Genomic DNA, 24,485 nt, shown 5'->3' on the forward strand with positions numbered 1-24,485 from the left:
TCCTTTTGTTGATTATGTTCTTGGCGAACAATCAACAGGATACGCCACCTAATTTATTTTTCACATACACCAGATTCGAGCATAACTCCTAACTTGGAAGGCAATCAATGAAAATGGTTCTGTTATAAGATCCGGGAGAGCGTCAGGTGGAAGGGGATATTGTCCTGATATTCGGCGCTCTTGCAGAACCCCTTCCGGGACTTATCGAATTATTAGTAAAGGAAGTGCTAGTTGTCGTTCAAGTCGCTATCCATTGGGAGGTGGCGGGGCCAAGATGCCTTATTGCATGTTTTTCAGTAAATATTATGCCATCCACGGCTCATACGATGTGCCCAACTATAACGCAAGCCACGGCTGTATTCGCGTTACGCCAGGTGATGCCTATTGGTTACACCGTAATTTTATCAGAATTGGTACCAAAGTGATTGTAAAATCCTACTAAGCGGTAGACTTCCTGTCTTGCGAAAATCTACTGCATTGGAACATCGCTTCGTCAAACGGTGCTCAAATCCTCATCTACTTATAACTGGGCTCTGAGCGCCGCTTACCTGCAGCGAGTTTCGCAAGAAATCCAGTAAATTATTCGTCATCGTCATCCATACTAAACGACGAACCGCAGCCGCAAGTTGTTTTAGCATTGGGATTACGAATAACAAATTGAGAGCCCTGAATATTTTCGACATAATCAATTTCAGCTTCACTAAGATATTGGTAACTCATTGAGTCAACTAATAACTTTACTGACGATTGACCATCAGAACAGTGTTGTACAATGACTGTATCATCGTCCTGAATTGTTTCATCAAAAGTAAAACCATATTGAAAGCCCGAACAACCACCACCTGTAACAAAAACTCGCAAATTCAATCCAGGATTCTCTTCTTCAACAATTAAAGACGCTACTTTGTCTGCTGCGCTGACAGAGAAATAAATACCTGCCGTTTCAGCAGGAGAAGCATTAATTGCGGACATGTTGACTCCAGATTATTGATACCAATATTAAAGGAAAATTGAATATTATTATAATTGTACAATATTAACGAATAATTTGTTCTATTGTAGCACCGCCCAGACACTGATTCTTCTCATAAAAGACAATATATTGTCCTGGTGTTATCGCTCGTTGCAAACTCGAAAACATCACATAGTGCTGTTTATTGCTCTCTGGAGAAACAACACACGCTTGCTCTGGTTGGCGATAACGTGTTTTTGCATAGCAGGTTAAAGGCAATTGCACCGCATCCTCAACTAACCAATGAATTGGGCCGCAAATAAGACCTTGTGAATAGAGCATTGGATGATGATTGCCTTGGGCAACTATTAAGGTATTGGTTTTAGTATCCTTATCGACTACATACCAAGGTTCTTCATTGGCAGTTTGCCGACCTCCAATACCTAAACCCTGACGTTGGCCGAGTGTATAGAACATTAAACCATCATGTCGTCCCAATTGCTCGCCACTGCTACTTTTAATATCACCTGGCTTGGCCAAAATGAATTCATTAAGAAAGGTTTTAAAGCGCTTTTCACCAATAAAACAAATTCCTGTCGAATCTTTTTTGTCATGGGTGACCAATCCCAATTGTTTAGCAAACTCTCTTACTTCCCCTTTATGATAATCTCCTATAGGAAATAGTGTCTTTGCCAGTGCAGCAGGTTCCACGGCATGTAAAAAATAAGTTTGGTCTTTTTCCCTGTCCTTAGCTTTTAAGAGTTCACCAATGTTGTTATTTATCCGTACTTTAGCGTAGTGGCCGGTAGCAATATAATCTGCCCCCAAGGTAAGCGCGTGCTGCAAAAACGCATTAAATTTTATCTCCTTATTGCACAGTACATCGGGATTGGGAGTTCTCCCGTGCTCATATTCATTAAGAAAATGCGCAAAGACACGCTCCCAATATTCTTTAGAAAAATTAACACTGTGCAATGGAATGCGCAGTTGGTTGCATACGGCTTGCGCATCTTCTAAATCCTTTGCTGCAGCACAATAACCATCGGAATCGTCCTGCTCCCAATTTTTCATAAAAAGACCTTCCACCTGGTATCCTTGCTCTTGCAATAACCAAGCTGCAACAGAAGAGTCAACCCCTCCCGACATGCCGACAATAACTTTGGCTTTCATAGACTATCTATATCAGTATGTATAAAAAAAATCCTATTTTACGTTATAATAACTGATTTTAAAATTGTATTTGCAGTTGTTTTTGATGAGAGACTAATTTAAGAAACAAGAATAAGGTATAATTAAGAGTTCTATAAATGATCTTGCGCTATTAAATCCACCAAGATCCTTTTTTTAAAAGTGAAGCTATGTTAATTAATTTGAAAAGTGAAGCCGCTAAAGCAGAGCCTCAAAACGTTAAAATCGAATTACAGGAAAGACTGCCAGCTTATGTTGCTGCCCCTTGTGTACTTGATTGCCAATTCAAAGTCAGTGCCGAAAAAAATTATTATTTAATAACAATGGATGTGGATTCCATTGTATCGGTGATTTGTCAACGTTGTTTAGGTGAGTTTCATCATCACTATACTAATCAGACAACCTTAGCCGTTTGCAATTCTGATGAGATAGCCGAAAAATTGATGGAGCTTTATGAGTGTGTTGTTTCTACTAATGGTCAGCTTGAGTTAGAAGAATTATTAACTGATGAATTGCATCTTTATGTCCCGGAGTCGCACTTGGATATTGAGAATTGCGACCAAGAAATCAACCGCTTTATTCAGGTAGATAGCATAATAAAATCATAAAATATCTAAGTAAGACTTGGATTACCGCGAAAAAATCGGTAATATTCCGCCCCAGCGAATGCAAATTGTTTAGGAGTAATACAATGGCCGTACAACAAAATAAGAAATCACGTTCCAGACGTGATATGCGTCGTTCACATGACGCTTTAACGCAACCCACGCTATCAGTTGATCCAACTACTGGAGAAACTCATTTGCGTCATCACGTTACCCCCGATGGCTACTATCGTGGCAGGAAGGTTTTGGATACAGCTGATAGCGCATACGAAGAACAAGAGTAACTCGCTTGAAAAACATCACCATTGCTGTAGATGCGATGGGCGGGGATCATGGCTTAAAAGTTGTGATTCCTGCTTGTGTTCGTGCTGCACGAAATAACCCTGATCTAAAATTGTTGCTGGTTGGCGAACAGAATCAGGTAAATACGCATCTTAAAAAATTCGGTATCACCAATAACAGCCAATTTTCGGTCGTTCATGCGTCTGAAATTGTCGAAATGGATGAGTTGCCTTCTCATGCAATGCGTAATAAGAAAGACTCTTCCATGCGGGTGGCAATCAATCTGGTGAAAGAAGGGCGTGCCCAAGCCTGTGTGAGCGCTGGAAATACCGGTGCTTTGATGGCTACGGCTCGTTTTGTTCTGAAAACTCTGCCAGGCATAGACAGACCAGCAATCATTGCCGAACTGCCAACAATGCATGGTAAGACTCGAGTTATTGATTTGGGCGCTAATGTAGATTCCTGTGCCGAGCATCTTTTCCAATTTGCAGTGATGGGTTCGGCTTTAATTCAAGCCGTAGATAAAAAAGCAATGCCAAAAATTGCCTTGCTAAACATTGGTGTAGAAGAAATTAAAGGCAATGATCAGGTTAAACGCACAGCCCATATGTTGGCAGAGTGTAATTTAATGAATTACGTTGGCTACGTTGAAGGTGACCAATTCTATTCTGGTGACGTCGATTTGGTGGTTTGTGACGGGTTTGTGGGTAACGTAGCATTAAAAGCGAGCGAGGGCTTAGCAAAACTTATGCTGGCGGTACTCAAAGAGTCGTTTACGAAAAACTGGTTGAGTAAGTTGGCTGGTTTGGTTGCTTTGCCTGCTTTAGGCCATTTGAAAAAGCGTATGGATCCGGCGCGGTATAATGGTGCCAGCTTGCTTGGCTTGAATGGTATCGTCGTAAAAAGCCATGGCGGAGCCAGTGACCTTGCTTTTCAATACGCTATTGAAGAAGCCAAGCTACAAGTAAAAAATAATGTGGTTGATTTGGTACGTGACCAAATTACCGATTTTATCAATCAGGGTTTGTTACTATGAAAAATGCCATTATCAATGGAACAGGCAGTTACTTACCTGAACGCATACTTACTAATCAAGAATTGGAATCCAAGCTGGATACCAGCCATGAATGGATTCTGTCAAGAACAGGAATAGCCAGCAGGCATATTGCAGCGGAGCATGAAACAACCTCTTTTATGGCTTGTAGAGCTGCAGAAAAAGCAATAGCTGCTTCTGATATTGATGCTAATGAAATTGATTTAATCCTGGTAGCAACTTGTACTCCTAATCATTTCTTTCCCAGCATGGCTTGCCACGTTCAGAAAGCACTTAAGATTTCACGCCCTATACCAGCCTTTGATATCAGCGCTGCTTGTAGTGGTTTTGTGTACACAATGGACGTAGCCAAACAATATATCAGTACTGGTGCTGCAAAACATGTTTTGGTGATTGGTAGTGAAAGTATGTCACGAGCCCTTGATTGGAATGATCGTGCGACCTGTGTTCTGTTTGGTGATGGTGCCGGCGCTGTCGTATTAAGTGCTAGTGATAAACCTGGAGTCTTGGGAAGCACATTGCATGCCCTACATGATGAAGATGGATTGCTGACATATCCTAATTATGCCACTGAAGATTATAAAGCGATCATTGGTATGCGAGGGAATGAAGTTTTCAAGTTAGCTGTTAATATTATGGGTGATGTTGTGGATGAAGTACTTCAGGCTTGCCATCTACAGAAATCAGATATTAATTGGCTTATCCCGCATCAAGCCAATATTCGTATTATTCAGGGTATTGCTAAAAAATTAAATTTACCAATGTCGCAAGTAATAGTAACTATTGAGAATCAGGGCAACACCTCTGCTGCATCCATTCCTTTAGCTTTGGATTACTCTATCCGGGAACAGCGTATAAGACGTGGTGACTTACTATTATTAGAATCCTTTGGTGGCGGGATGACCTGGGGTGCGATGGTTATACGTTATTAATTAACGTTGTTTCGGAGTTCATTATTCATGATTAATTCTGCATATGTCTTTCCTGGTCAAGGCTCGCAATCTGTGGGCATGTTAGCAGACTTGGCCGGCAAGTACTCTTTGATTAAAGATCTTTTTGCTTTGGTCTCTGACAGAATGGGTTATGATTTGTGGCAATTGGTACAAGAAGGGCCGGAGTCACAATTAAACCAGACTGAACATACTCAGGTTGCGATGCTAACTGCTGATGTTGCTGTATACAGACTTTTAGAAAAGCTTGGGACTGGGCAGGCTCAAATGATGGCTGGCCATAGCTTGGGAGAATACGCTGCCTTAGTTTGCGCTGATGCTATCAACCTGCCAGATGCAGCTCAATTAGTTGCCAAACGTGGGCAACTCATGCAAGAAACTATTCCCTTAGGACAAGGGGCTATGGCCGCAATTGTAGGATTGACCGACGAACAGGTCGAAGCGCTTTGTACTCAAGTAAGCACGCAGCAGCAACTGGTAACACCTGCTAATTATAATGCTGTTGGCCAGGTAGTTATTGCCGGACATACAGCAGCCGTTGAGGAGGCGGTAAAGCTGGCTGAGGCCGTTGGAGCACGAATGGCAAAGATTATTCCAGTCAGTGTACCTTGCCACTGTCCGTTACTAAACGATGCAGCTGATGCTTTTGCTGACTATCTTGCTAATGTTAATTTCAAAACACCCGCTATTCCCGTTATTTCTAACGTTGATCTGAGCATTTATAAATCCCCTGAGCAGATTTGTACCCTATTGAAAGAGCAATTATATCGTCCTGTAAGATGGGTTGAAACCATTCAATTGATGAAAAGCAAAGGCATTGAATGTGTTATAGAATGCGGGCCAGGGAAAGTATTAAGCGGATTAATAAAACGCATTGAAAGGACACTGCCAGCAGTTAGTGTGAATGATAATGCAAGTTTGGAGCAATTTCTTAGCCAACTAACTGCGGATGAGAAATCTTATTAACGAGGATGTCGTCATGTCGAATTTACAAGGTAAAATAGCTCTGGTTACAGGAGCAAGTAGAGGGATCGGTAAGGCGATTGCCCTAACTTTGGCTAAAAAAGGAGCTTACGTTATTGGCACGGCCACTACAAGTCAGGGTGCTGCTGCTATTAGCGACATGTTTGTGCAAGAAGGGGTCAAAGGTGAGGGGGTTAGTCTTGATGTGACAAGTAGAGAGGGAGTTGATAATCTAATGACAGAACTCTCAGATCAAGATAAATTACCATCTATTTTGGTTAATAATGCCGGTATTACCTGTGATAATTTATTGCTAAGAATGGATGATGAAGAGTGGTACAAGGTTATAGAAACGAATTTAAGTGCTATATTTCGTCTGAGTAAGGCCTGTATTAAGCCGATGTTTCGCGCGAGATGGGGTCGTATTATAAGTATTGGTTCAGTAGTTGGCTCTAGTGGTAATTCCGGGCAAACTAATTATACTGCTGCTAAATCTGGTGTGGTAGGATTTACCAAATCCCTGGCACAAGAGATTGCCAGTCGTGGTATTACAGTAAATGTTGTTGCTCCAGGTTTTATTGATACTGATATGACCAGCACTTTACCGGATATGGTTAAAGAAGAAATGCTTAAGCGTATTCCAATGAAACGATTGGGTAAGGCCGAAGATATTGCTGAAGTAGTTGCCTTTTTGGCTTCTGACAGCGCAAATTATATAACTGGTGAAACCATTCATGTGAATGGTGGCATGTATATGGATTAAATGGGCTTGCGTTCTTTGAATAATTGAATAAACTAGCCTGCAGGAATTTTTTAAACTAAGAGGAAATACAAGTTATGAGTACAGTTGAAGAACGAGTTCGTAAAATTGTTGTTGATCAATTGGGCGTTAAACCTGAAGAGCTAAAAAACGACGCATCCTTTGTTGATGACTTAGGTGCTGACTCACTTGATACTGTTGAACTGGTGATGGCTTTGGAAGAAGAATTTGAAACTGAAATTCCAGATGAAAAAGCTGAAAAAATCACTACGATTCAGGAAGCAATTGATTATATTGAATCAAACCTTAATAAAGAAGAAGCTTGATCTAGATACTTCGAGGAGTTTTCATTGGCTAAGCGGCGTGTTGTTGTTACTGGCATGGGTATGGTTAGTCCTGTCGGTTTAAATGTAGAGCAATCCTGGCAAAATATTTTGGCTGGTAAAAGTGGTGTTGGTATGGTTGAAGGTTTTGATACCACTGAATACTCAACTAAAATTTGGGCCAAAGTTAAGGATTTCAATATTGAAAACCATGTGCCGCTCAAAGAAGCTCGCAAGATGGATCTGTTTACCCAATACGGAGTTGCAGCGGCTGATGAGGCTTTAGCTGACTCCGGCTTGGTTATTGATGAACAACTTTCTTACCGTGCTGGTGTCGCCGTTGGTGCTGGAATTGGCGGTATAGAAACGATTACTAATAACCAAGAAAGACTTATGAGTGGTGGCCCGCGTAAAGTGTCGCCCTTTTTTATTCCTGCTGGAATCATTAATATGGTTGCAGGACAGATTTCTATTAAACACCATTTAAAAGGCCCTAACATTTCAATTGTGACTGCCTGCACAACAGGTACTCATAATATCGGTATTGCTGGTCGTATGATTGCCTATGGCGATGCTGACGTTATGGTATGCGGTGGTGCGGAAATGACAACAACGCCTTTGTGTCTTGCTGGTTTCTCAGCAGTACGCTCGTTGTCTAAACGCAATGATGAGCCTGAAAAAGCATCACGTCCCTGGGATAAAGATCGTGATGGTTTCGTTATGGGCGAGGGTGCTGGCGTTCTAGTGCTTGAGGAATATGAACATGCTAAAGCACGTGGAGCAGTGATCTATGCAGAGCTGGTTGGTTTTGGGATGTCAGGAGACGCTTACCACATTACAGCTCCTGACGAAGATGCAGATGGCGCAGCGCGTGCTATGACTGCAGCAGTCAGTGATGCCGGTCTTGATGTGACAAAAATTGACTATATCAATGCCCATGGCACATCAACCTATCTTAATGATATGAATGAAACTAAAGCTGTTAAACGGGTTTTCAAGAATCATGCTTATGAATTAGCAATGAGTTCTACCAAATCAATGACAGGCCATTTGTTGGGAGCCGCAGGAGCTGTTGAAGCTATTTTCAGTATCCTTGCGATCAAAAACCAAGTTGCTCCTCCGACTATTAACTTAGATAACCCTGATGAAGGCTGTGACTTAAACTATGTAGCTCATACCGCACAAGAAAGACGAATTGAGTATGCATTAAGTAATTCACTTGGCTTCGGAGGCACTAACGGAAGTTTATTGTTTAAGCAATTTAAATGAAAAAGCGTTGGTTTAAATCAACCCTTTTTGGTTGTTTAGCGATATTTATTGTTGTATCTACTGTAATTGGCTATGATATTTATAAGTTATTAGCCAAACCAATGGTGATTAGTGCAGATGCACCAATCACCATCACTATTGATAAAAATAGTTCTGCCTCCGGTTTTGTTCGGGCCCTTAAATCCAAACAATTAATACAGTCGGATCGTCTTTTTCTGCTGCTGATCCGGTTTCAGGGCTTGTCTCATCATATCAAAGCAGGTATTTATCAAATTAAGCCCGGCGAATCAGCCCAACAATTATTAAAGAGAGCTGTGGCTGGTGACGTATTGGTAGAGTCTTTTACAATTATTGAAGGCACTACCTTAAGTCAGGTGAAAACGAATCTCTCAAATGCACAGCATTTAAAATATAATGTGAATGATTGGCAACTGATTACTAACTCACATCCGAACCCAGAAGGGTTATTACTGGCCGATACTTATAATTACAATGCCGGTAGCGATGCAAAACATCTCCTGCAACTTGCTAACCAAAATTTAGTACAATACTTGAATACCTCTTGGCAGAATCGTGCTCCCGGACTGCCTTATAAATCACCATATGAATTATTGATTGCCGCTTCTATTTTAGAAAAAGAAGCCGCCCTAGCAAAAGAGAAGAGGATTATTTCTGGTGTTATTGTCAATCGCTTAAAAAAATTCATGCCCTTGCAGATGGATCCTACTGTTATTTATGCGCTGGGGGATAATTACAATGGTAAATTAGGCCATCATGATCTGGATATTGATTCGCCTTATAACACTTACCGTTACCGAGGTTTACCTCCTACGCCAATTGCGATGGTTGGCAAGGAAGCAATTGATGCTGCGGCACATCCACAGCCAACTAACTATCTCTATTTTGTCGCTAAAGGCGATGGTTCTCATTATTTTTCTGCTACTTATGAAGAACAAAAAGAAGCTATTGCGCGTTATCAAAGCAAGGGACGATCATGATTGAGCGCGGGCAATTTATTGTTGTTGAAGGTTTGGAAGGGGCTGGTAAATCAACTGCGCTGCAAACCATTAAACACTATCTGGAAAGTTTTGTTCCCGAGCTTATCCTTACGCGTGAACCCGGCGGAACAAGGGTCGGTGAGCATGTGCGGCAGTTGTTGAAGGAAAGGGTAGAGGGGGAAGCGCTTGAACCTCGTTGTGAACTACTTATGTTTTATGCAGCTCGCGTTCAACTGCTAGAACAGGTGATACGTCCTGCATTAAGCAAAGGAGCCTGGGTTTTAGCAGACAGATTTGAGTTATCCACTTTCGCTTATCAAGGTGGAGGGCGAAAGCTCGACAAACAGATGATTAAGCATTTATCAACATTCTGTTTACAGGGGTTTAAGCCCGATTTGATTCTTTTTTTAGATATTAATCCGGAACAAGGTCTGGGTAGAATCAAAGAGCGAGGGGAAACCGATCGAATCGAACAAGAATCCTTAGCCTTTTTTACGGATGTCTATAACGCTTACCATGAAATGATTCGTGGTATGGATAATGTTGTTTGTATCGATGCTGGACAAACCATGGAAACAGTACAAGAATCAATTTTATCGACACTTAAAACGTGCGTACCACATAATCCAAATGCCTCCTAAAACACTTGAATTATTGCCGGCTCATACTGAACAATGGGCCCAGTTACAAAAAAATCTTGCCAGGCAATGTTTGCATCATGCACTGCTGTTGGTTGCACCCCAACATGGAGCCGTATCTGATTTTGCCGATAGAATGGCTGCAGCAATACTTTGTCCTAATGCGAAACAGCCTTGTGGCGAATGTAAGTCTTGTCATTTGGTAACACTCGATGAACATCCTGATCTTTGTTATCTGCAGCCTGATAAAGCCGGCGGGGCAATCAAGATTGAACAAATTCGTGATATACAGGCGCTATTATACACGTCACCACAATTAGGCAATCATCGTGTAGTCCTTATTCATCCGGCTGAAAAAATGAATGTTGCCGCAGCAAATGCTTTGCTCAAACTTCTAGAAGAGCCACCTGATGGGGTGATTTTTATTTTGCTTGCAGAGCAAGTCAGTACTATTCTGCCCACGATATTAAGCCGTTGCCAACTCTGGCGCTTTCCATCAACTGAAATTTTGCATAGTGACTATTTAAGTCTCGGAGAAGGGTATACAACGGATAGCGAGAGAGGAAAACTTTTTTCCCAGCTACCTGTTATTCTTCAAGATTTACTTGCTCTTATGGGCAATAAGATTTCTGTATGCAGTCTGGCTGCCAAATGGCTTAGCTATGAAATCAATGATTTGCTGTGGCTTGTATATTTAATCAATGCCCAGATGATTAATTATCGCCTTAACAATTTTCAGTATGAAAAATCATGGACTTTGGCATTACACCAGTTAGCAAGCCATTTTCACCCGCTAGTCCTCTTTCGGCAATTAGATGAACTTAACCGGCTAAGCAAAAAGTTAAATCAAAATATCAGTATGAATCAGACACTGATTCTTGAAAATTTATTATTTGAATATAAAAAGAAATAGGTCACTAAAAATAGAGACCTGACCTGTGGCATGCTAAAATCAATACAAAATTACTATTACGATCTTCTAATATGTTAGTAGACTCCCATTGCCATCTTAATTTTATTGATTTAACTGATTTTGATAATGATCTCAACAAGGTTATCACTCAAGCTCAGGAAAATGACGTAGAACATTTTCTTTGTGTTTGTGTTGAACTGGATGATTATCCCGTTCTTTGCCAATTAGCAGAGCGCTACCCAACTATTAGTATTTCAGTTGGTTTGCATCCTAACAGTAATATAGCTCAGGAACCTGATGCAGCAAGGCTTTGTGAGCTTGCCAAACAGCATCCAGCCTGTATTGCTATTGGCGAGACAGGACTTGACTATTATCGAACGGAGACAATGGAGGCACAAGAAGAGCAACGTCAACGTTTTCGCGCTCATATCCAGGCGGCGCAGAGCACATCAAAACCTTTAATTATCCATACCCGCCAGGCAGCTGATGATACTTTATTAGTAATGCAAGAAGAAGAGGCCCGCGACATAGGCGGGGTAATGCATTGTTTTGCAGAAGATTGGGAGGTTGCACGTCGTGCTTTGGATATGAACTTTTATATTTCTTTATCAGGAATTGTCACTTTTAAAAATGCGACCGCTTTGCAAGAGGTGGCTAAAAAAGTACCGCTTGATCGCCTTTTAATTGAAACTGATTCGCCTTATCTTGCCCCTGTTCCTTATCGTGGCAAGCAAAATCATCCGGCGTTGGTAAAATACGTGGCAATGGCTTTAGGTGAGTTACGGCAAATAAGTTATGAGAAAATTGCAGAGCAGACAACAGAAAATTTTTATCGTTGTTTTAAGCTTGATAAGCATTCTTAACATGACAAGCCTCTTCTTTACAAAGAAAAGGCTTAGAAATTTAAGACTAAGGTGCTGGTGATGCTGCTGGTACGTGGTATTCCGCAGGGTTGAAGTCGCCTAAATCGGTACCGTAATCTTTGTTTGCCATAACTACTGTATCAGTTACTACAGCTTCAATAAGCGATTCAACAGATTTCCCCTTATTAGATTCCAGGGCTCTAATATAGCCAGCTAAGGTTGGATTGTTTTGGAATTTGGCCATACCAAGCGCAGAAGTTAATGACGTGAGGCTTTTTTCATGAGAATCTTTCATGCTGTTTTCTATAGCAGTCACTACATCATTGACTGTTTTCCCCTTCTTAATTACATTAGCACTAGCCTTAGCTAAATCTTTTATAGCCTGCTCGTAATGTTCTTTTTTGTGTAACATTAAATGTGACATCGCACTTGCCGCATAAGAAGTAACTGAAGTGCAATCTACTGTTTTTTCTCTTTTCTGGAACATAATAAATCCTAAACAATGAAAGATTAATTTTAAATCAAAATATAAAATTTTTACACAATAAGAGCTGATTTTATCACGCGATTACAAAATTGCCTGGCGATAAAGGAAAAATTTTATAACCATTTTTATGGGAGGAGTTTCCCTGTTATACAAGCTATTGTCAGCAATCAGACAAATTCGCCTTTATCCTTTAACTTTCGGTAATAAAGAAACTAGTAAGTAAGGAAATGAATGTACAAGCGAATAAACTTATGACCAGTAAAGAAGGGTAGTGACCAATAAATCCACCAACAAGTCCACCGATAATTGCAGAAATGGTTGTCCTTAACATATTAAGTACGGCAGTTGCTGTCCCAGCATGTTGTTGGTAATCAGTAAGCGCGATGGAAAAAGTTGGTGGGTTGGTCAGACTCACGCCTAAATTAATGAGTAGAGTCGGTGCGAGACTAATTAGACTCAACCCTTGGATATAAAAAAGAAAGCACATTGCTATGGAACCCAAAAGCATCAAAGCTGAACCTACCCGAATATTCCACAGCAATGATTTTTTTTCGCGCAAGCGAATGCCTAAATAATTCCCTGCAACAAGCATTACACCATTACTGGCAAATAATAAGGAAAAATTGAAAGGAGAAATGGCTAAGTTATCGATCACTAGAAAAGACGCATTAATGACTATAATCATCACACAAGAATAAGACGCTGTAATGATAAAAATAGCAAGCCATAAACGACGATGAGTAAAGATTTTTTTATAGGTAGCAAAGGAGGCTCTCAGTAAAAACGTGGTTTCGGCTTTTTGCCAATACACTGATTCATGTAAGACAGATTTGGCAAGCACCAAGAGAATTAAACCAATGAGACCCATCACTAAAAACGTTGTCTGCCAGTCATAGTGCATTAGAATAATAGAACCAATAATTGGGGCAAACAGAGGCGAAACTGCGACAATCATCGAGAGGTATGAAAGCATCCGGGCACGTTCGGTACTGTCTTCATAATCTCTTGAGGAAGAAAACGCAATTACATACACACAACAAATAGCAAATCCCTGTAAGGCTCTTGCCGCAATTAGCATTTCAATATTAACTGATGCAATACAAGCAATAGTAGCAATTAAAAAAATAACCAAACTGCCAGCCAAGGTTTTCCGCCTTCCATAATGATCAATTAAAGGCCCCCATATCAGTTGCGACAGGCCAAAAACAAAGAAAAATAGGCTTAAAGTTAACTGACCTAAGGCTGGACTTGTATTAAAATACTGCGTTATTGTCGGTAAAGCGGGTTGGTATAAATCATAGGTTAGCAAAGAGAAAGTTGACAAAATGCCTAAAAACCAAAAAGGGGTAGGTTTATTTTGAACAATCTCAGAGGACATATAAGACCATTTTATTTATAAAATCAGCTAAACAGAGAAGAAAACTAGTATGCCACAAACAATACGGATGGAATAATGAAATTATTTATTGGCCTAATGTCTGGCACCAGTATGGATGGTATTGATGCAGCACTTATCGATTTGTCTTCCCATTCTTTCATCGCTGGAATTACCTGTCCTTACAACCCGGAAATAAAGCAGCGATTGCTCGAAGTAAGCAATGGCGATCGTTATGGGTTAAAGCAGTTTAGCCAGTTAAATACACTTTTAGGTCGAGAGTTTGCCAAAGCAGCACTTGAACTTATGACCAAAGCCAAAGTAAGTGCTAAAAATATCCAGGCAATTGGCAGTCACGGGCAAACCCTCTGCCACGATGCTACCGCAGATATTCCTTATACAGTGCAATTAGGGTGTGCTCATACAATTGCCGAGCTGACTGGAGTTCCTGTAGTGGCTGACTTCAGAACGCGTGATTTAGTTGTTGGTGGGCAGGGAGCTCCTTTTGCCCCCTTATATCATCAAGCTTTATTTCAAGGTCAGGGGTACCCTTTGGCGATCATTAATATTGGTGGTATTGCCAATATGACTTATCTTGCCGACGAATATGATCTTCATGGTTATGATCTAGGTCCAGGAAATTGCCTGATGGATGCCTGGGTTAAAAAACATCTCGGTCATGATTATGATAAAAGTGGAGAATGGGCTGCGCAAGGGCGGGTGATAGAGCCTCTCCTGGATGCACTTTTAACTGATGCTTATTTTAAACGACAGCAACCCAAAAGTATTGGAAAAGAATATTTTTCACTGGATTGGTTAGCAACATATCTCCAACCAACTTATGACGCTGTTGATGTACAAGCGACCTTACTCGGCTTGACGGCCCGAGCAATTGTGCATGAGCTAAAGGCCGGTAATTTATCGCCAAAACGCCTCTTGCTTTGCGGTGGCGGTGCTCACAATACGGCACTTCTTAATACGCTTACTGATTTGTTACCTGAAATAAGCGTGGACAGTACAGCAGCCCTCAATATTAACCCGGATTTTATAGAGGCAGCAATGTTCGCTTGGCTGGCAGAAAAAACCCTAAACCATACTCCGGTTAATCTTTGTCAAGTTACTGGTTCTACTCGTTTAATAATATTGGGAGCAATCTATCCACCAGGCATTGACAAAGGAAATTCGCTTAGGGTGTAATGTGCTATTTTAATCAGATAAGACATTATCTTGGACACACATCAATTACACCATGCACAACCTAATAAATTAAGTGCTTACCTCGTTTTTTTACTGTCTGCCACTTTTTACTTGTATGAGTTTGTGCTGCAAGTTGCCCCCAGCGTTATGGCTGAGTCAATGATGAAAACCTTTCAGGTCAGTGCAGCGGGTTTTGGTATTATTTCTGCATTTTATTTTTATGCCTATGCACCTATGCAATTACCTGCAGGTTTACTCTTTGACCGTTATGGGCCACGAAAGCTAATGACGTCCGCCTTAACTTTATGCGCGATTGGCTCTTTCTTTTTTGCTTCAACCGATAGTTTGTTTACAGCTGCTTTAGGGCGTTTTCTTATTGGTATTGCCTCTGCGTTTTCGTTTATTGGTGTCCTGGTTTTGGTTTCACGTTGGTTCCCACCACAACAATTTGCTCTGTTGGCTGGTATCGCTCAATCAATGAGCTCAATCGGGGCTATGTTTGGAGAAATGCCTTTAGCTGCTTTAATTGAACAAGTAGGTTGGCGCAATGCCAGTTTTATTCTGGCTTTCATTGGGTTATGTTTAGCAGCTCTTATTTGGTTTGTTATAAGAGATTATCCTCACCAGCCCACTCAGCCTGCGCCAAAACGACAATTTCGAGATGAGTGGCGCCGTTTACTAGATGTTTGCAGCCGCTCTTATACTTGGATAATTGGTGCGTACTCCTTCGCTATATGGACTCCTATCGCAGTTTTCGCAGCTTTATGGGGAGTTCCTTATTTACAACAAAAATTTCAAATTTCAGTAATGGTGGCATCAGGCTTATGTAGCATGATTTGGCTGGGGATAGGCATAGGCAGTCCTTTTTTAGGATGGGTTAGTGATCGTTGCTATAGTCGGCGCCTGGCGCTGGCTATTAGTTCCATTTTTGGTCTTATTTCTACTTTAGTTTTGTTGTATTTCCCTAATGTACCTCTCAGTTGGATGTACGTAGTACTATTCTTTTTAGGATTCGGCGCAGGCGGACAGACTGTCAGTTTTGCTGTTGTGAAGGATAATAATCCTCCGGAGCTTGTCGGAACCGCCTCTGGCTTTAATAATCTTTCAGTTCTTTTAGGTGGTGCAATTTTCCAACCCCTCGTAGGAGTGATCCTGCATCATAGCGATAGTTGGTTAGTGAATGACGTACCTGTTTACAGTGTTGAAAGTTATAATCGAGCATTGTTGGTTATGCCTTGCTGTTTTCTTGCCAGTTTAATAATAGCGATCTTTATATTAAAAGAATCGCACCCTGGTAGATCTCATTCATGAAAGATGATTTTTCGGCAAAAGTAGTGACGCTTCATGAAATATACGAAAACAGTTGCGAACTGGCCAAGATTATTATGCAATCTCCCTACAAATTTGATGTTGTAGTCGCAATAGCCAGAGGTGGATTTCCTGCAGCACGATTTATTTGTGATTTCTTAAATATTCGTCAATTATGCTCGATGCAAATAGTTCATTATCGTGGTGGTGCGGTTAAAAAAGAAAAAACGGAAATCATCGCTCCCATCAATATCAGCGTTAAAGAAAAGAATATATTAATCGTTGATGATGTGAATGATACGGGTGAAACACTTAAGGCTGCTAATGACTATATTCAATCGTTAGATCCTGCCTTATTTAAAATCGCTGTTCTTCATGAAAAGTCAACGACTCTATTCAAAGCAGATTTTGTAGCTTCTCACCAGAAAAAATGGAAATGGCTGACGTATCAATCCGCTGTAACAGAAGATATTTTATCCTTTCTTAAAAAAGATAACATGCTGGGGGAAGATGAGGCGCTTGCTCGGGAGCACTTACATAGGAAATATAAGATTAAAATAAGTAAAAAAGCGCTTCAACAAATACTGGGTATGAAGGAAAACTATCTTTAAATTTAGGCTAGATCTGATTTGATACTGATTCATTAAACTATCTATCTTTGTAAAATAGAGTAGCGTACTCTGGCATAAGCAAAGCTATAGGAATCATAACTATTGATGACATGATCCATATTCTGAGTGAAAAACTCACTCAAATAGTATCTCTTGTCAAACTCCAGCAAAAAAGAGAAGCGAAAAAAAGAGCTTGAGCAGCGAATTTTCAATTTTCCTGGCTGTCTCATAAGGCCAATTCTTTCAATTTGAATGAAAAATTATGCTATGCTTTTTTTTATACTCCTAGCAATCATGGCTTATTATGAAAACAGCAAGAGGGTTAGCCGTTACAACTGATTCCACGCAAGCCATTGAAAATATTGATTATTTTCACCACCAAATAGTAAGCTCCGGGAAATCTGGCGATGCCGTATTGGAAGCAGCCAAAAACCATGTTGATAATTTACTGATTCAAACTTATGCAGCTGCTTTTTATTTATATGGGCAAGAGCATACCGCAACCAATAATGCGACAGCTTATTTGCTACAAGCTGAAAAATGCCTTCGAACTGCCGATTTACGTGAAAAACTGACTTATCAAGCGGTACGTGCCTGGCAGCGATTGGATTATGAATGTGCTATCAGCCTGTTTACCAGTATTGCCGCACTTTTCCCACGCGATACCCTGGCAATAAAATTTGCTGAATGGCTTTTTTATTGCAGTGGTCAAGCTTTTCAAGCAAAGCGTTTCTTAGCACTTTGCGAAAAAAGTGCCCCAGAAAATCAAGATGAATCTCATTTTTTAGCTATCCATTCATTTGCCCTTGAATTATGCGGCCAGTTTAGCCAGGCAAAAATGATGGCAGAGCAAGCGATTGATATGGATTTACTTACTCCGTGGGCGCATCATACTTTGGCACATATTTATCTCTTGCAGAATGACATTAACCACGGCATTAGCTGTTTACGAAAATTACAGCCCAGCTGGGATAAGATTTTGCCTTTACTTAAAGGACATAATAGTTGGCATCTTGCCTTATTTTATTTGGCGAATCGTAAAAAAACTGAAACAATTGATCTTTTTAATTCAAGTGTTTTTGGTATCTGGCCTGATACAGTATTGGAGCAGCTTGATGCCATTTCCTTGCTCTGGCGCCTGGATATGGCAGGGTTTCCACAGGATGATTTATTTAAGGATATTGCTAGCCACCTAAATCAACATCCTTATGAACAATATACAGGTTTTAATAACATTCACTTTATTTATTGTCTTGCAAGAATTGACGATGAAAAAGCTACTACTCGGGCCTTGGAAACAATGACAACCTATGCAAAAGCCCTCCAACCTGGTTATACACAGAATTTGTGGCACAATGTTACTCTGCCTTTTTGCAAAGCTATCTTGGCCTTCGTGCGAAAAGATTATCGTACTGCCTGTGATATGTTGGCTCCTATTATTGCTGATTGCTTCCAAGTGGGGGGAAGTGATGCTCAGGATGAGCTGTTCCTGCAAACTTATTTACTCAGCCTCTTGGGTTCTAAAAGGCATGCGGAAGCGGAGCAGTTTTTTGCCAAGTATCTATCTCACTACAAAAATACACCTTTGGCAGAGTATTGGTTTACTAATAAGCACTAATTCTTTAACGTTCTTATCATTAGGAAAGACCAAATTGGTGCAGCAAAAATCATGAAAATCATTAAAATTACTGCAATAGGAATACTATCTGTCGTTATCAAACCATAAATCAGTGCAATTACAGCTAGTATGTTTAGCCAAAAAATAACTAGGGTCCACTTTGTCCAGTGACTGTTAACAATGATTTTTGATTGTCCGCTTGCTTTATACACTAAATAAACACCCAAGCTTCCTATTAAAAACCCCCAGGCGATTAAAATTGCCGAATGGGATTGTATGACCAGAAAGGTACTCCAGAAGTTCTGGAGAATTTCTGGAGGAAGCTTAAATGTACCCATTAAAAACCAACAAGCCAGTAAGTTCAGATCAACCATGACGCCTGTAAAACCAGCGGCAAAAAAGCAAAAAACAGCAACATTGGTGTACAAATTGGTACCAAAAATGTAGCGAAAAGCCAAACCCAATAACATGACGGCCATATCAGCAATAGTAAAAATTATAAAGGACCCAGCGTAATATCCCCAGTAAGGCTGTAGTTTTTGCATAAAATGAGAGGCTATTTCGGGGGTATATATGACGGAGTGGGAAAAACTAATTGGCGACATCATGTGTGCACTAGTATAAAGTAATCCACCCACTAGCCAGGCCAAACCATAAACATAAAAAAGTGCTTTCACAAGTTTATTATTCATGTTTAACACAATTCCGTATTCAGGGTAGTTAGACTATTTATAAATCATAATTTCAATTGCTGCCAGTTACAGTGATGCAAATTACACATGGCATCGTCTATGCTTGAAATATGATGAGGGAACCTACATCATTAGTCTAGATGTACTATACTTCACTTGCGATTAGATGAAATTATGGAGAGCTAGTATGTCCCCGACCAAAAGAAAAGATATTGCCGAAGAACATAGCAATTTGCAGCAATATTACATGGACATCATCGCGTGCATGCCCAATATCGTATATATTTTAGATAACAACTGTGTCTTTACAGGTGGAAATAGTAATTTTCTTAAGTTACTGGGTCTTAAACGTACAGAAGAATTGGTTGGTAACACCTACAAACAAATAATAAAACTTGTTCCTTGGTCAGAAGAACGAATGCAATTATTCAAGCGTGATGATATTAATGTTTTACTTTCTGGTGAGGCAGTTTATAACGAAGAAGAAGCGCCCGTTTTTGATCAGCAACGAGGTATTATTTATTATCTTTCTACCCGGATCCCTTTGTTTGATAAAGATAAAAATGTAATTGGTTTGGTTGGCATTTTAGTCGATATTAGCGAACGTAAGAAAATGGAAGAGCAATTAAGTAAAATAAAAGAACAATTACAAAAGAATAATGCCAAACCACAAGAGGCCTTAGTCAATATGGATGATAAAAAGATCCCTAAGGTATTAATGATTGAGGACAATACTATTGCACAAAAAGCTGCTCAATCTTTGCTAATGCAGTTAGATTGCCAAGTAGACGTAGCCGAGTCTGGCGATAAAGCAGTCGAGTTATTTAAGCCCGGTAAATATGATTTGGTGTTTATGGATATCGGGTTAGAAGATACTTCGGGTTATGTTGTCGCAAAAAAAATCAGACAAATAGAGAAAGATACTGGACAACGCGTTCCTATCATCGCATTGACAGGTTATGAAGCTGATGTTGTTAAATATGACTGTGTTGATTATTTTATGGAAGGGGCGCTGACCAAACCACTAACCAGTGAACAAGCCAAACAGATCATTCAACACTATATTTATCATATCGATATACCTGTTCGCGGGCTTAAGAGTATTCAACAACCCTCAGAATGAAGTATAAATAAGGTCTATTTTCCGCGCTGTTATGCGCGGATTTAGCTCTCAAACTTTATCCAGATTGTTTATTAAGCTGTTTGCCGTAAATGATTAAGCTTTGGTATTGGCTCATCTGCACGATATCCACCTGCTAATTCTTGATACAGTTTAACTACCGTTATCAGTTGCTGCAATTTATCTTGGTTTAAATTGATATTTATCTTATCCAGGAGAACTTTACTCTTTAGGGTTTCTACATAATTCTGGATGCCACGCTGGTATAAACGATTATTTAAATCGTATGCCTTTGACACACGTTTTTGTGCCAAAACTGTCTGCCGAAATTTGTTAGTTAAACGCTCATTTTCGGCTAGAGCATTCGTAGTATCTCTCAAAGCCTTTTGCAGGGTATCAATATAGTTGAAATAAGAAACCTTATTTAAGCCACGTGCCCTGGAAATTTCCCCAAGAACCGACATGCGGATCAAAGGAATTTTTAATAATTGATCATTAAAATAAACATGCTCTCTTGGTACGTCATAACGGCTATCACCAGCAACCAGGCCATCAATCAAATCTAATTGGATAGTGGGTAAAAGATTAGAGGCTGCCAATCCTATGCCTTCGTTAGAAGCACGCAAGCGATTTGTAGCCATTTGCATGTCAGGCCTATTTTCAAGAACTGTTAACGGTAAGGAACCAGGTATTAAATGGCGGTTATTGAATTGTAAAAATTTTGCTGAAGTTTTTATTTCACCTGGATTTTGATTAATTAGATAGCGCAAGGCATTACGACTAATAACGATATTACGCTCGGCAACCTCTACTTCCCCCCTGATTATCTCCGCTTCGCTATACAATTCTTCCTGTTCAATTTCCGAACTCAAACCACCCTTATAGACCTTGTTAGCAACCTGTGCAAGATGAGTAAGATCGCCAGCCAAAACCTGCAAAAGTTGTTTACGTTCCTTTTCAGCTAGATAGGTAAAATAGCTTGCCGTAATTTGGGAGATAATGACTAATTTAAGAGCATCATCTTCGGCTTTGATTTGCGCCAATTTATATTTTGCTATTTTTTGTTCCTTAATTTGATGAAAGATATTCATCGTATAATTGGGAATGAGGACAGCCAGAATACCAGGAAATCCGGTTGCTGGATTTCTGGAATAACCTAGCATCATGTCTAGAGTTGGGATCCATTGATAACGAACCTTTTTAAGTTCTCCTTGTGCTGCCTCTATATGACCTCGTGACATATTAAGGCTGGTATTACACTGCAAACCTCTGGCAATAAACTGATTCAGTGTCGGATCTTTAAAACCACGCCACCAGGCAATATAAGGCATATTTTTTTCGTCTGTAGAGATAATATTTCTATCAGTTACAGACCATTGATTAGTAACTTCAACATTAGGTTTAGGGTAGGGATTATGATAAGCACATCCAGCTAAAATAAATGTTAATAAAAAAGCTTTAACCAGGTGTTGCATGCATTACTCCGTCGCTTAAATCCATCTTCTCTACACCAATAACAAAAGCTTTTAAACGCACTAAATCAGCCTGTACCTGTTGGAACAATTGAAAATAATCAAATTTATGATAACGTTTGGTATAATAGGCCATATATAGAGCTTTAAGGCCAATAAAAATACGATTAGTTAATTCAACAAACTGCTTAAACGTATCTCCCACGGCACCTTCCGACTTAATTATAAATTGGGCATTCCTTATTAACATATTCACCGCAAAGAGGCTTTCCGTCAATTTAATACACGCTCTAAACCATTCTGTTCGTTGAATTTTTCCCTGATTTAATAATTTAACTAACGTATAAAGATCGTTTATAACCTCTGATTGTGTCTGGCTAATAAAGCGTTCCATCAATTTATAGCGACGAAACCAAAAATATTCAAAAATTAAAATAATGCCAAAAGCAATCACGGTACAAAGCGTATAATCAATGATGTAGTACGTTACTGTCAGCGAGTTCTCTGCACTAAAATAGCCGGAGCCAATAACCGACGCATTCACAGTGAAGACCGTGGGAACACTATATTCACGCCCCACCAGAAAAAAAGCAAAAAACACAGTCATAGGGAGAATAATAATTAGGGTTCGATAGTCAACATGGCCTATAAACCATAGTATGTAGCCGCTAAATAGGCCTAAAAGCACTCCCAAGAAGCGCTGATAGGCACGAAATATAGTTGTTCCATTGTCAAAACCGGCATAAATCATCATTACTGCAAAGCCAGTCCAGCCAGCGCGCGGATAACGCAGCCATTCCTGCACAAAAAAAGTAAAGAAAAACACTGTACTAATTTGTATGCAACGCAATTCAAGGTAAGTAAATGTCTGGTTTCCTAGCCATCCGCGCATAAATAATTCCAGCTTAAAATTAATTGATATAAAAGTCGTAATTCATGCGTTTCGTCAAACGCAGGTAACTCTTGTTGGGTTAAAATAACAGGCTTCCTGTTTTTAGAAGCCTCGGCGAGACGTGCAATATAGGTATGTAAAACAGCGACGTATTCTAGGCGCAGTTGCTTTTGAAAAGATAATAAATAAGACATCGTCAAGATCAACTCAAAAGCCAGGAGAGTTATTTTTAATACACTGAAACATTTAATTTTTTTAGGCAGCATTTTGGCATAACGCTCCATGGTAATAATGCCTGGAAAAATAGCGATAGTATCAACTTCTCCTTTACAAAGTTTGCCAGAGAGTGTTTCTAGATTAGTAATGACCTCACGAAATGCACTGAACCAAATTTCAAAATAGTAACTTTTGGGAAAAATAGACAAGCCAGCAAAAATAACTACAGTAGCAGCAATAGTTTGTAAGGCATTATTGACAGCAATATAAAAATTACTATCTGCATCAAGCCCATAAATGAGGGAATAAGATGCCAGGCTTAACATTAAAGGAACAATAACGAGCATTCTTTTCAGGGTATGCAGCACAATAAAATAAAGTACTAAGGTGTAGAAAAAAACAAAAAAGATAAAAAAAACGTTATAAACAGAAAAGACGCCAAAGAGAAATACCGACAGCGCACTCCCAAGAAGAGTCCATAATAAAAACACATATTTTTCTTTTAGTGTAGTGCCCGCAGTTTCAGCTGTAAGGCAAGTGATGGGAACATAAAAAAAATAAAAATAAGGATTGTGCATAGAAGAAAAAAGGTTAAACAGAATCATGAGCTCCAAAACAAATAAGGCCTTTAACCCATTAGTACGATGTTCTTTATATTTATCGTAGGCAGCAATCTTATCTTTTAGTCGAGATATAAACATAAGCACTTGCGCCAGGGTTTAGAGGGTAGTTTGGATCAGGATCTAATATTTTGATTTGCAAAGGGAATCGTTGTGGCAGTAATAACCATTCATTCTGATTTGAAACAACCTGAAGCTGGCTTTTTTGAGCCGTCACCTGCCTTTCTGCTGGCCATAGGGAGTTAACTACCTCACCATGAAATAGTTTGTCAAAATAATACATACGTAAAATAATATAAGCCTTGTCACCCGGTCGTACATTACGCAAATCAGTTTCATTAAAATTAGCCTGAATGTAATAATTTGACGTGTCTATAAACGAAAAAACAGGTTTATGAATTTCAATCGGTGTATTAGGTGAGACATACATATTATCTATTACACCATCCCCCGGAGCTCTTACCACGGTCAAGTCAAGATTAATCTTGGCTTGATTTTTTTTAGCTTTAAGACTGGCAACTGTATGTTTTTGTTGCTCAATTTTAGCCTGCAATATTTCTACCTCTTGTAATAAGGAAGCACGCTTATTACTTAACGTAGTTACATCATAAGAAAGGTTTTTAATTTCCAGAATAGAAACTGCTTCAGCCACATTTTTATCTTTCTTTAAGCCGAGGGCATATTTAGCCTTATCTAATTCAGCATCAGTTGCCCTAATGAGAGCCATCGTTTTATCAATTTCCTTTTGAAATACCGTGATTTTCTTTAACCCCTCCTGGTAATCCGCACTAGCTTGTTGATAGGCTAATTGATAAGGGACTCTATACACTGTAAATATACGGTCATTTTTTTTGACGTGCTGACCGTTTTTTACATAAATGTCGGTAATAAAACCCGAGACATCAGCTGCTACGGGTGTGACATTGGTCACGACAAAAGCATTATCAGTAAAGGGAATTAAATAAGAAAAGAGATGGAAAATACCAATAAGAAGTGCCAAGCCGACAACAATAATTGGCAAATTAAGATGACTTTTGCATCGTTTAAAAAAAAGAGGCATTGTATGCGTAAAGAAATGATGTACCCATTTGCCCAATATTTCATACCATACCGTGGAAT

Annotated in this window: 26 protein-coding genes and 1 pseudogene; 18 read left to right on the plus strand and 9 right to left on the minus strand. The window is 39.7% G+C overall.

The genetic code is table 11. The features are described from left to right. Positions 1 to 88 precede the first annotated feature (88 nt). Positions 89 to 442 (plus strand): annotated as a pseudogene (locus Lfee_RS03570) (L,D-transpeptidase); the annotation flags it as partial. 137 nt (positions 443 to 579) lie between these two features. On the opposite strand, the gene erpA reads toward Lfee_RS03570, so the two are convergent. Together erpA and mnmA are read right to left on the minus strand one after the other, a co-directional pair. Further along, entirely contained in the window at positions 580 to 972 is a 393-nt protein-coding gene (erpA, locus tag Lfee_RS03575; RefSeq protein WP_058443947.1) for an iron-sulfur cluster insertion protein ErpA, read from the minus strand. Positions 973 to 1,036: 64 nt separating this feature from the next. After that, the gene (gene mnmA / locus Lfee_RS03580; protein WP_058443949.1) at positions 1,037 to 2,122 is read right to left on the minus strand and encodes a tRNA 2-thiouridine(34) synthase MnmA; all 1,086 of its coding nucleotides are present in this window, start codon (positions 2,120 to 2,122) and stop codon (positions 1,037 to 1,039) included. A 188-nt stretch (positions 2,123 to 2,310) separates the two neighbouring features. On the opposite strand from mnmA, the gene Lfee_RS03585 reads away from it, so the two are divergent. From Lfee_RS03585 to Lfee_RS03640, 12 genes are all read left to right on the plus strand, one after another. Further along, the gene (locus tag Lfee_RS03585; RefSeq protein ID WP_058443951.1) at positions 2,311 to 2,748 is read left to right on the plus strand and encodes a DUF177 domain-containing protein; all 438 of its coding nucleotides are present in this window, start codon (positions 2,311 to 2,313) and stop codon (positions 2,746 to 2,748) included. Between the two features lie 83 nt (positions 2,749 to 2,831). Then, complete coding sequence (rpmF, locus tag Lfee_RS03590) at positions 2,832 to 3,029, plus strand: 50S ribosomal protein L32 (RefSeq protein ID WP_058443953.1); 198 nt, start codon at positions 2,832 to 2,834, stop codon at positions 3,027 to 3,029. Between the two features lie 5 nt (positions 3,030 to 3,034). Continuing rightward, on the plus strand, positions 3,035 to 4,063 hold the full coding sequence (plsX, locus tag Lfee_RS03595) for a phosphate acyltransferase PlsX (protein WP_058443956.1): 1,029 nt from the start codon (positions 3,035 to 3,037) through the stop codon (positions 4,061 to 4,063). After that, entirely contained in the window at positions 4,060 to 5,013 is a 954-nt protein-coding gene (locus Lfee_RS03600; protein ID WP_058443958.1) for a beta-ketoacyl-ACP synthase III, read from the plus strand. Before plsX ends, Lfee_RS03600 begins: the two co-directional genes overlap by 4 nt. Positions 5,014 to 5,040: 27 nt before the next feature. Beyond that, the gene (gene fabD, locus Lfee_RS03605) at positions 5,041 to 5,997 is read left to right on the plus strand and encodes an ACP S-malonyltransferase (protein WP_058443965.1); all 957 of its coding nucleotides are present in this window, start codon (positions 5,041 to 5,043) and stop codon (positions 5,995 to 5,997) included. A gap of 13 nt (positions 5,998 to 6,010) precedes the next feature. Further along, the gene (fabG, locus tag Lfee_RS03610) at positions 6,011 to 6,757 is read left to right on the plus strand and encodes a 3-oxoacyl-ACP reductase FabG (RefSeq protein ID WP_058444010.1); all 747 of its coding nucleotides are present in this window, start codon (positions 6,011 to 6,013) and stop codon (positions 6,755 to 6,757) included. 74 nt (positions 6,758 to 6,831) lie between these two features. Then, on the plus strand, positions 6,832 to 7,080 hold the full coding sequence (gene acpP / locus Lfee_RS03615) for an acyl carrier protein (RefSeq protein WP_058443967.1): 249 nt from the start codon (positions 6,832 to 6,834) through the stop codon (positions 7,078 to 7,080). Positions 7,081 to 7,104: 24 nt separating this feature from the next. Then, positions 7,105 to 8,346 (plus strand): beta-ketoacyl-ACP synthase II, encoded by a 1,242-nt coding sequence (gene fabF / locus Lfee_RS03620; RefSeq protein WP_058443969.1) that lies wholly within the window; start codon positions 7,105 to 7,107, stop codon positions 8,344 to 8,346. Continuing rightward, positions 8,343 to 9,344, plus strand: coding sequence for an endolytic transglycosylase MltG (mltG, locus tag Lfee_RS03625; RefSeq protein WP_058443971.1), 1,002 nt, complete (start codon positions 8,343 to 8,345; stop codon positions 9,342 to 9,344). Before fabF ends, mltG begins: the two co-directional genes overlap by 4 nt. Continuing rightward, positions 9,341 to 9,985, plus strand: a complete 645-nt coding sequence (tmk, locus tag Lfee_RS03630; RefSeq protein ID WP_058443973.1) for a dTMP kinase — start codon at positions 9,341 to 9,343, stop codon at positions 9,983 to 9,985. The genes mltG and tmk overlap by 4 nt, the downstream gene beginning before the upstream one ends. Further along, positions 9,975 to 10,895 (plus strand): DNA polymerase III subunit delta', encoded by a 921-nt coding sequence (locus Lfee_RS03635; protein ID WP_058443975.1) that lies wholly within the window; start codon positions 9,975 to 9,977, stop codon positions 10,893 to 10,895. Before tmk ends, Lfee_RS03635 begins: the two co-directional genes overlap by 11 nt. A 71-nt stretch (positions 10,896 to 10,966) precedes the next feature. Then, positions 10,967 to 11,758: a TatD family hydrolase gene (locus tag Lfee_RS03640; protein ID WP_058443977.1), complete on the plus strand. Its 792-nt coding sequence runs from the start codon at positions 10,967 to 10,969 to the stop codon at positions 11,756 to 11,758. A gap of 46 nt (positions 11,759 to 11,804) precedes the next feature. Here the strand turns inward: Lfee_RS03640 and Lfee_RS03645 are convergent, their stop codons facing one another. Beyond that, the gene (locus Lfee_RS03645) at positions 11,805 to 12,245 is read right to left on the minus strand and encodes a hypothetical protein (RefSeq protein WP_058443979.1); all 441 of its coding nucleotides are present in this window, start codon (positions 12,243 to 12,245) and stop codon (positions 11,805 to 11,807) included. Between the two features lie 190 nt (positions 12,246 to 12,435). After that, positions 12,436 to 13,623, minus strand: coding sequence for a multidrug effflux MFS transporter (locus tag Lfee_RS03650; RefSeq protein WP_082646563.1), 1,188 nt, complete (start codon positions 13,621 to 13,623; stop codon positions 12,436 to 12,438). A 75-nt stretch (positions 13,624 to 13,698) separates the two neighbouring features. On the opposite strand from Lfee_RS03650, the gene Lfee_RS03655 reads away from it, so the two are divergent. The 4 genes from Lfee_RS03655 (at position 13,699) to Lfee_RS03670 (ending at position 18,354) form a co-directional block, all read left to right on the plus strand. After that, positions 13,699 to 14,817, plus strand: a complete 1,119-nt coding sequence (locus Lfee_RS03655; protein ID WP_058443981.1) for an anhydro-N-acetylmuramic acid kinase — start codon at positions 13,699 to 13,701, stop codon at positions 14,815 to 14,817. Between the two features lie 30 nt (positions 14,818 to 14,847). Continuing rightward, complete coding sequence (locus Lfee_RS03660) at positions 14,848 to 16,128, plus strand: MFS transporter (protein WP_370446970.1); 1,281 nt, start codon at positions 14,848 to 14,850, stop codon at positions 16,126 to 16,128. Further along, entirely contained in the window at positions 16,125 to 16,736 is a 612-nt protein-coding gene (locus Lfee_RS03665) for a phosphoribosyltransferase (protein ID WP_058443985.1), read from the plus strand. The genes Lfee_RS03660 and Lfee_RS03665 overlap by 4 nt, the downstream gene beginning before the upstream one ends. Positions 16,737 to 17,040: 304 nt before the next feature. After that, on the plus strand, positions 17,041 to 18,354 hold the full coding sequence (locus Lfee_RS03670) for a tetratricopeptide repeat protein (RefSeq protein ID WP_058443987.1): 1,314 nt from the start codon (positions 17,041 to 17,043) through the stop codon (positions 18,352 to 18,354). On the opposite strand, the gene Lfee_RS03675 is transcribed toward Lfee_RS03670, so the two are convergent. Next, the gene (locus tag Lfee_RS03675; protein WP_058443989.1) at positions 18,351 to 19,046 is read right to left on the minus strand and encodes a hypothetical protein; all 696 of its coding nucleotides are present in this window, start codon (positions 19,044 to 19,046) and stop codon (positions 18,351 to 18,353) included. The two genes, Lfee_RS03670 and Lfee_RS03675, sit on opposite strands and share 4 nt — an antisense overlap. A 187-nt stretch (positions 19,047 to 19,233) precedes the next feature. On the opposite strand from Lfee_RS03675, the gene Lfee_RS03680 reads away from it, so the two are divergent. Continuing rightward, positions 19,234 to 20,169, plus strand: coding sequence for a response regulator (locus Lfee_RS03680; protein WP_058443992.1), 936 nt, complete (start codon positions 19,234 to 19,236; stop codon positions 20,167 to 20,169). A 71-nt stretch (positions 20,170 to 20,240) separates the two neighbouring features. Here the strand turns inward: Lfee_RS03680 and Lfee_RS03685 are convergent, their stop codons facing one another. Genes Lfee_RS03685 through Lfee_RS03700 form a run of 4 tightly spaced genes read right to left on the minus strand, consistent with a single transcriptional unit; the run spans position 20,241 to position 24,426 of the window. Then, positions 20,241 to 21,641 (minus strand): TolC family protein, encoded by a 1,401-nt coding sequence (locus Lfee_RS03685; RefSeq protein ID WP_058443994.1) that lies wholly within the window; start codon positions 21,639 to 21,641, stop codon positions 20,241 to 20,243. Continuing rightward, positions 21,625 to 22,530: an FUSC family protein gene (locus tag Lfee_RS03690; RefSeq protein WP_058443995.1), complete on the minus strand. Its 906-nt coding sequence runs from the start codon at positions 22,528 to 22,530 to the stop codon at positions 21,625 to 21,627. The genes Lfee_RS03685 and Lfee_RS03690 overlap by 17 nt, the downstream gene beginning before the upstream one ends. Next, positions 22,515 to 23,447, minus strand: coding sequence for a hypothetical protein (locus Lfee_RS03695; protein WP_058443997.1), 933 nt, complete (start codon positions 23,445 to 23,447; stop codon positions 22,515 to 22,517). The genes Lfee_RS03690 and Lfee_RS03695 overlap by 16 nt, the downstream gene beginning before the upstream one ends. Continuing rightward, on the minus strand, positions 23,422 to 24,426 hold the full coding sequence (locus tag Lfee_RS03700; protein ID WP_058444012.1) for an HlyD family secretion protein: 1,005 nt from the start codon (positions 24,424 to 24,426) through the stop codon (positions 23,422 to 23,424). Before Lfee_RS03700 ends, Lfee_RS03695 begins: the two co-directional genes overlap by 26 nt. Between the last annotated feature and the right edge of the window lie 59 nt (positions 24,427 to 24,485).

It is taken from the genome of Legionella feeleii, from assembly GCF_001467625.1.
Classification (GTDB): domain Bacteria; phylum Pseudomonadota; class Gammaproteobacteria; order Legionellales; family Legionellaceae; genus Tatlockia; species Tatlockia feeleii.

What these genes read in the sequence shown, in the direction of transcription:
- erpA (WP_058443947.1), bottom strand. Translation starts at nt 972, where the DNA reads ATGTCCGCAATTAATGCTTCTCCTGCTGAAACGGCAGGTATTTATTTC.
- mnmA (WP_058443949.1), bottom strand. Translation starts at nt 2,122, where the DNA reads ATGAAAGCCAAAGTTATTGTCGGCATGTCGGGAGGGGTTGACTCTTCT.
- Lfee_RS03585 (WP_058443951.1), top strand. Translation starts at nt 2,311, where the DNA reads ATGTTAATTAATTTGAAAAGTGAAGCCGCTAAAGCAGAGCCTCAAAAC.
- rpmF (WP_058443953.1), top strand. Translation starts at nt 2,832, where the DNA reads ATGGCCGTACAACAAAATAAGAAATCACGTTCCAGACGTGATATGCGT.
- Lfee_RS03600 (WP_058443958.1), top strand. Translation starts at nt 4,060, where the DNA reads ATGAAAAATGCCATTATCAATGGAACAGGCAGTTACTTACCTGAACGC.
- fabD (WP_058443965.1), top strand. Translation starts at nt 5,041, where the DNA reads ATGATTAATTCTGCATATGTCTTTCCTGGTCAAGGCTCGCAATCTGTG.
- fabG (WP_058444010.1), top strand. Translation starts at nt 6,011, where the DNA reads ATGTCGAATTTACAAGGTAAAATAGCTCTGGTTACAGGAGCAAGTAGA.
- acpP (WP_058443967.1), top strand. Translation starts at nt 6,832, where the DNA reads ATGAGTACAGTTGAAGAACGAGTTCGTAAAATTGTTGTTGATCAATTG.
- mltG (WP_058443971.1), top strand. Translation starts at nt 8,343, where the DNA reads ATGAAAAAGCGTTGGTTTAAATCAACCCTTTTTGGTTGTTTAGCGATA.
- tmk (WP_058443973.1), top strand. Translation starts at nt 9,341, where the DNA reads ATGATTGAGCGCGGGCAATTTATTGTTGTTGAAGGTTTGGAAGGGGCT.
- Lfee_RS03635 (WP_058443975.1), top strand. Translation starts at nt 9,975, where the DNA reads ATGCCTCCTAAAACACTTGAATTATTGCCGGCTCATACTGAACAATGG.
- Lfee_RS03640 (WP_058443977.1), top strand. Translation starts at nt 10,967, where the DNA reads ATGTTAGTAGACTCCCATTGCCATCTTAATTTTATTGATTTAACTGAT.
- Lfee_RS03645 (WP_058443979.1), bottom strand. Translation starts at nt 12,245, where the DNA reads ATGTTCCAGAAAAGAGAAAAAACAGTAGATTGCACTTCAGTTACTTCT.
- Lfee_RS03650 (WP_082646563.1), bottom strand. Translation starts at nt 13,623, where the DNA reads ATGTCCTCTGAGATTGTTCAAAATAAACCTACCCCTTTTTGGTTTTTA.
- Lfee_RS03655 (WP_058443981.1), top strand. Translation starts at nt 13,699, where the DNA reads ATGAAATTATTTATTGGCCTAATGTCTGGCACCAGTATGGATGGTATT.
- Lfee_RS03665 (WP_058443985.1), top strand. Translation starts at nt 16,125, where the DNA reads ATGAAAGATGATTTTTCGGCAAAAGTAGTGACGCTTCATGAAATATAC.
- Lfee_RS03670 (WP_058443987.1), top strand. Translation starts at nt 17,041, where the DNA reads ATGAAAACAGCAAGAGGGTTAGCCGTTACAACTGATTCCACGCAAGCC.
- Lfee_RS03675 (WP_058443989.1), bottom strand. Translation starts at nt 19,046, where the DNA reads ATGAATAATAAACTTGTGAAAGCACTTTTTTATGTTTATGGTTTGGCC.
- Lfee_RS03680 (WP_058443992.1), top strand. Translation starts at nt 19,234, where the DNA reads ATGTCCCCGACCAAAAGAAAAGATATTGCCGAAGAACATAGCAATTTG.
- Lfee_RS03685 (WP_058443994.1), bottom strand. Translation starts at nt 21,641, where the DNA reads ATGCAACACCTGGTTAAAGCTTTTTTATTAACATTTATTTTAGCTGGA.
- Lfee_RS03690 (WP_058443995.1), bottom strand. Translation starts at nt 22,530, where the DNA reads ATGCGCGGATGGCTAGGAAACCAGACATTTACTTACCTTGAATTGCGT.
- Lfee_RS03695 (WP_058443997.1), bottom strand. Translation starts at nt 23,447, where the DNA reads ATGTTTATATCTCGACTAAAAGATAAGATTGCTGCCTACGATAAATAT.
- Lfee_RS03700 (WP_058444012.1), bottom strand. Translation starts at nt 24,426, where the DNA reads ATGCCTCTTTTTTTTAAACGATGCAAAAGTCATCTTAATTTGCCAATT.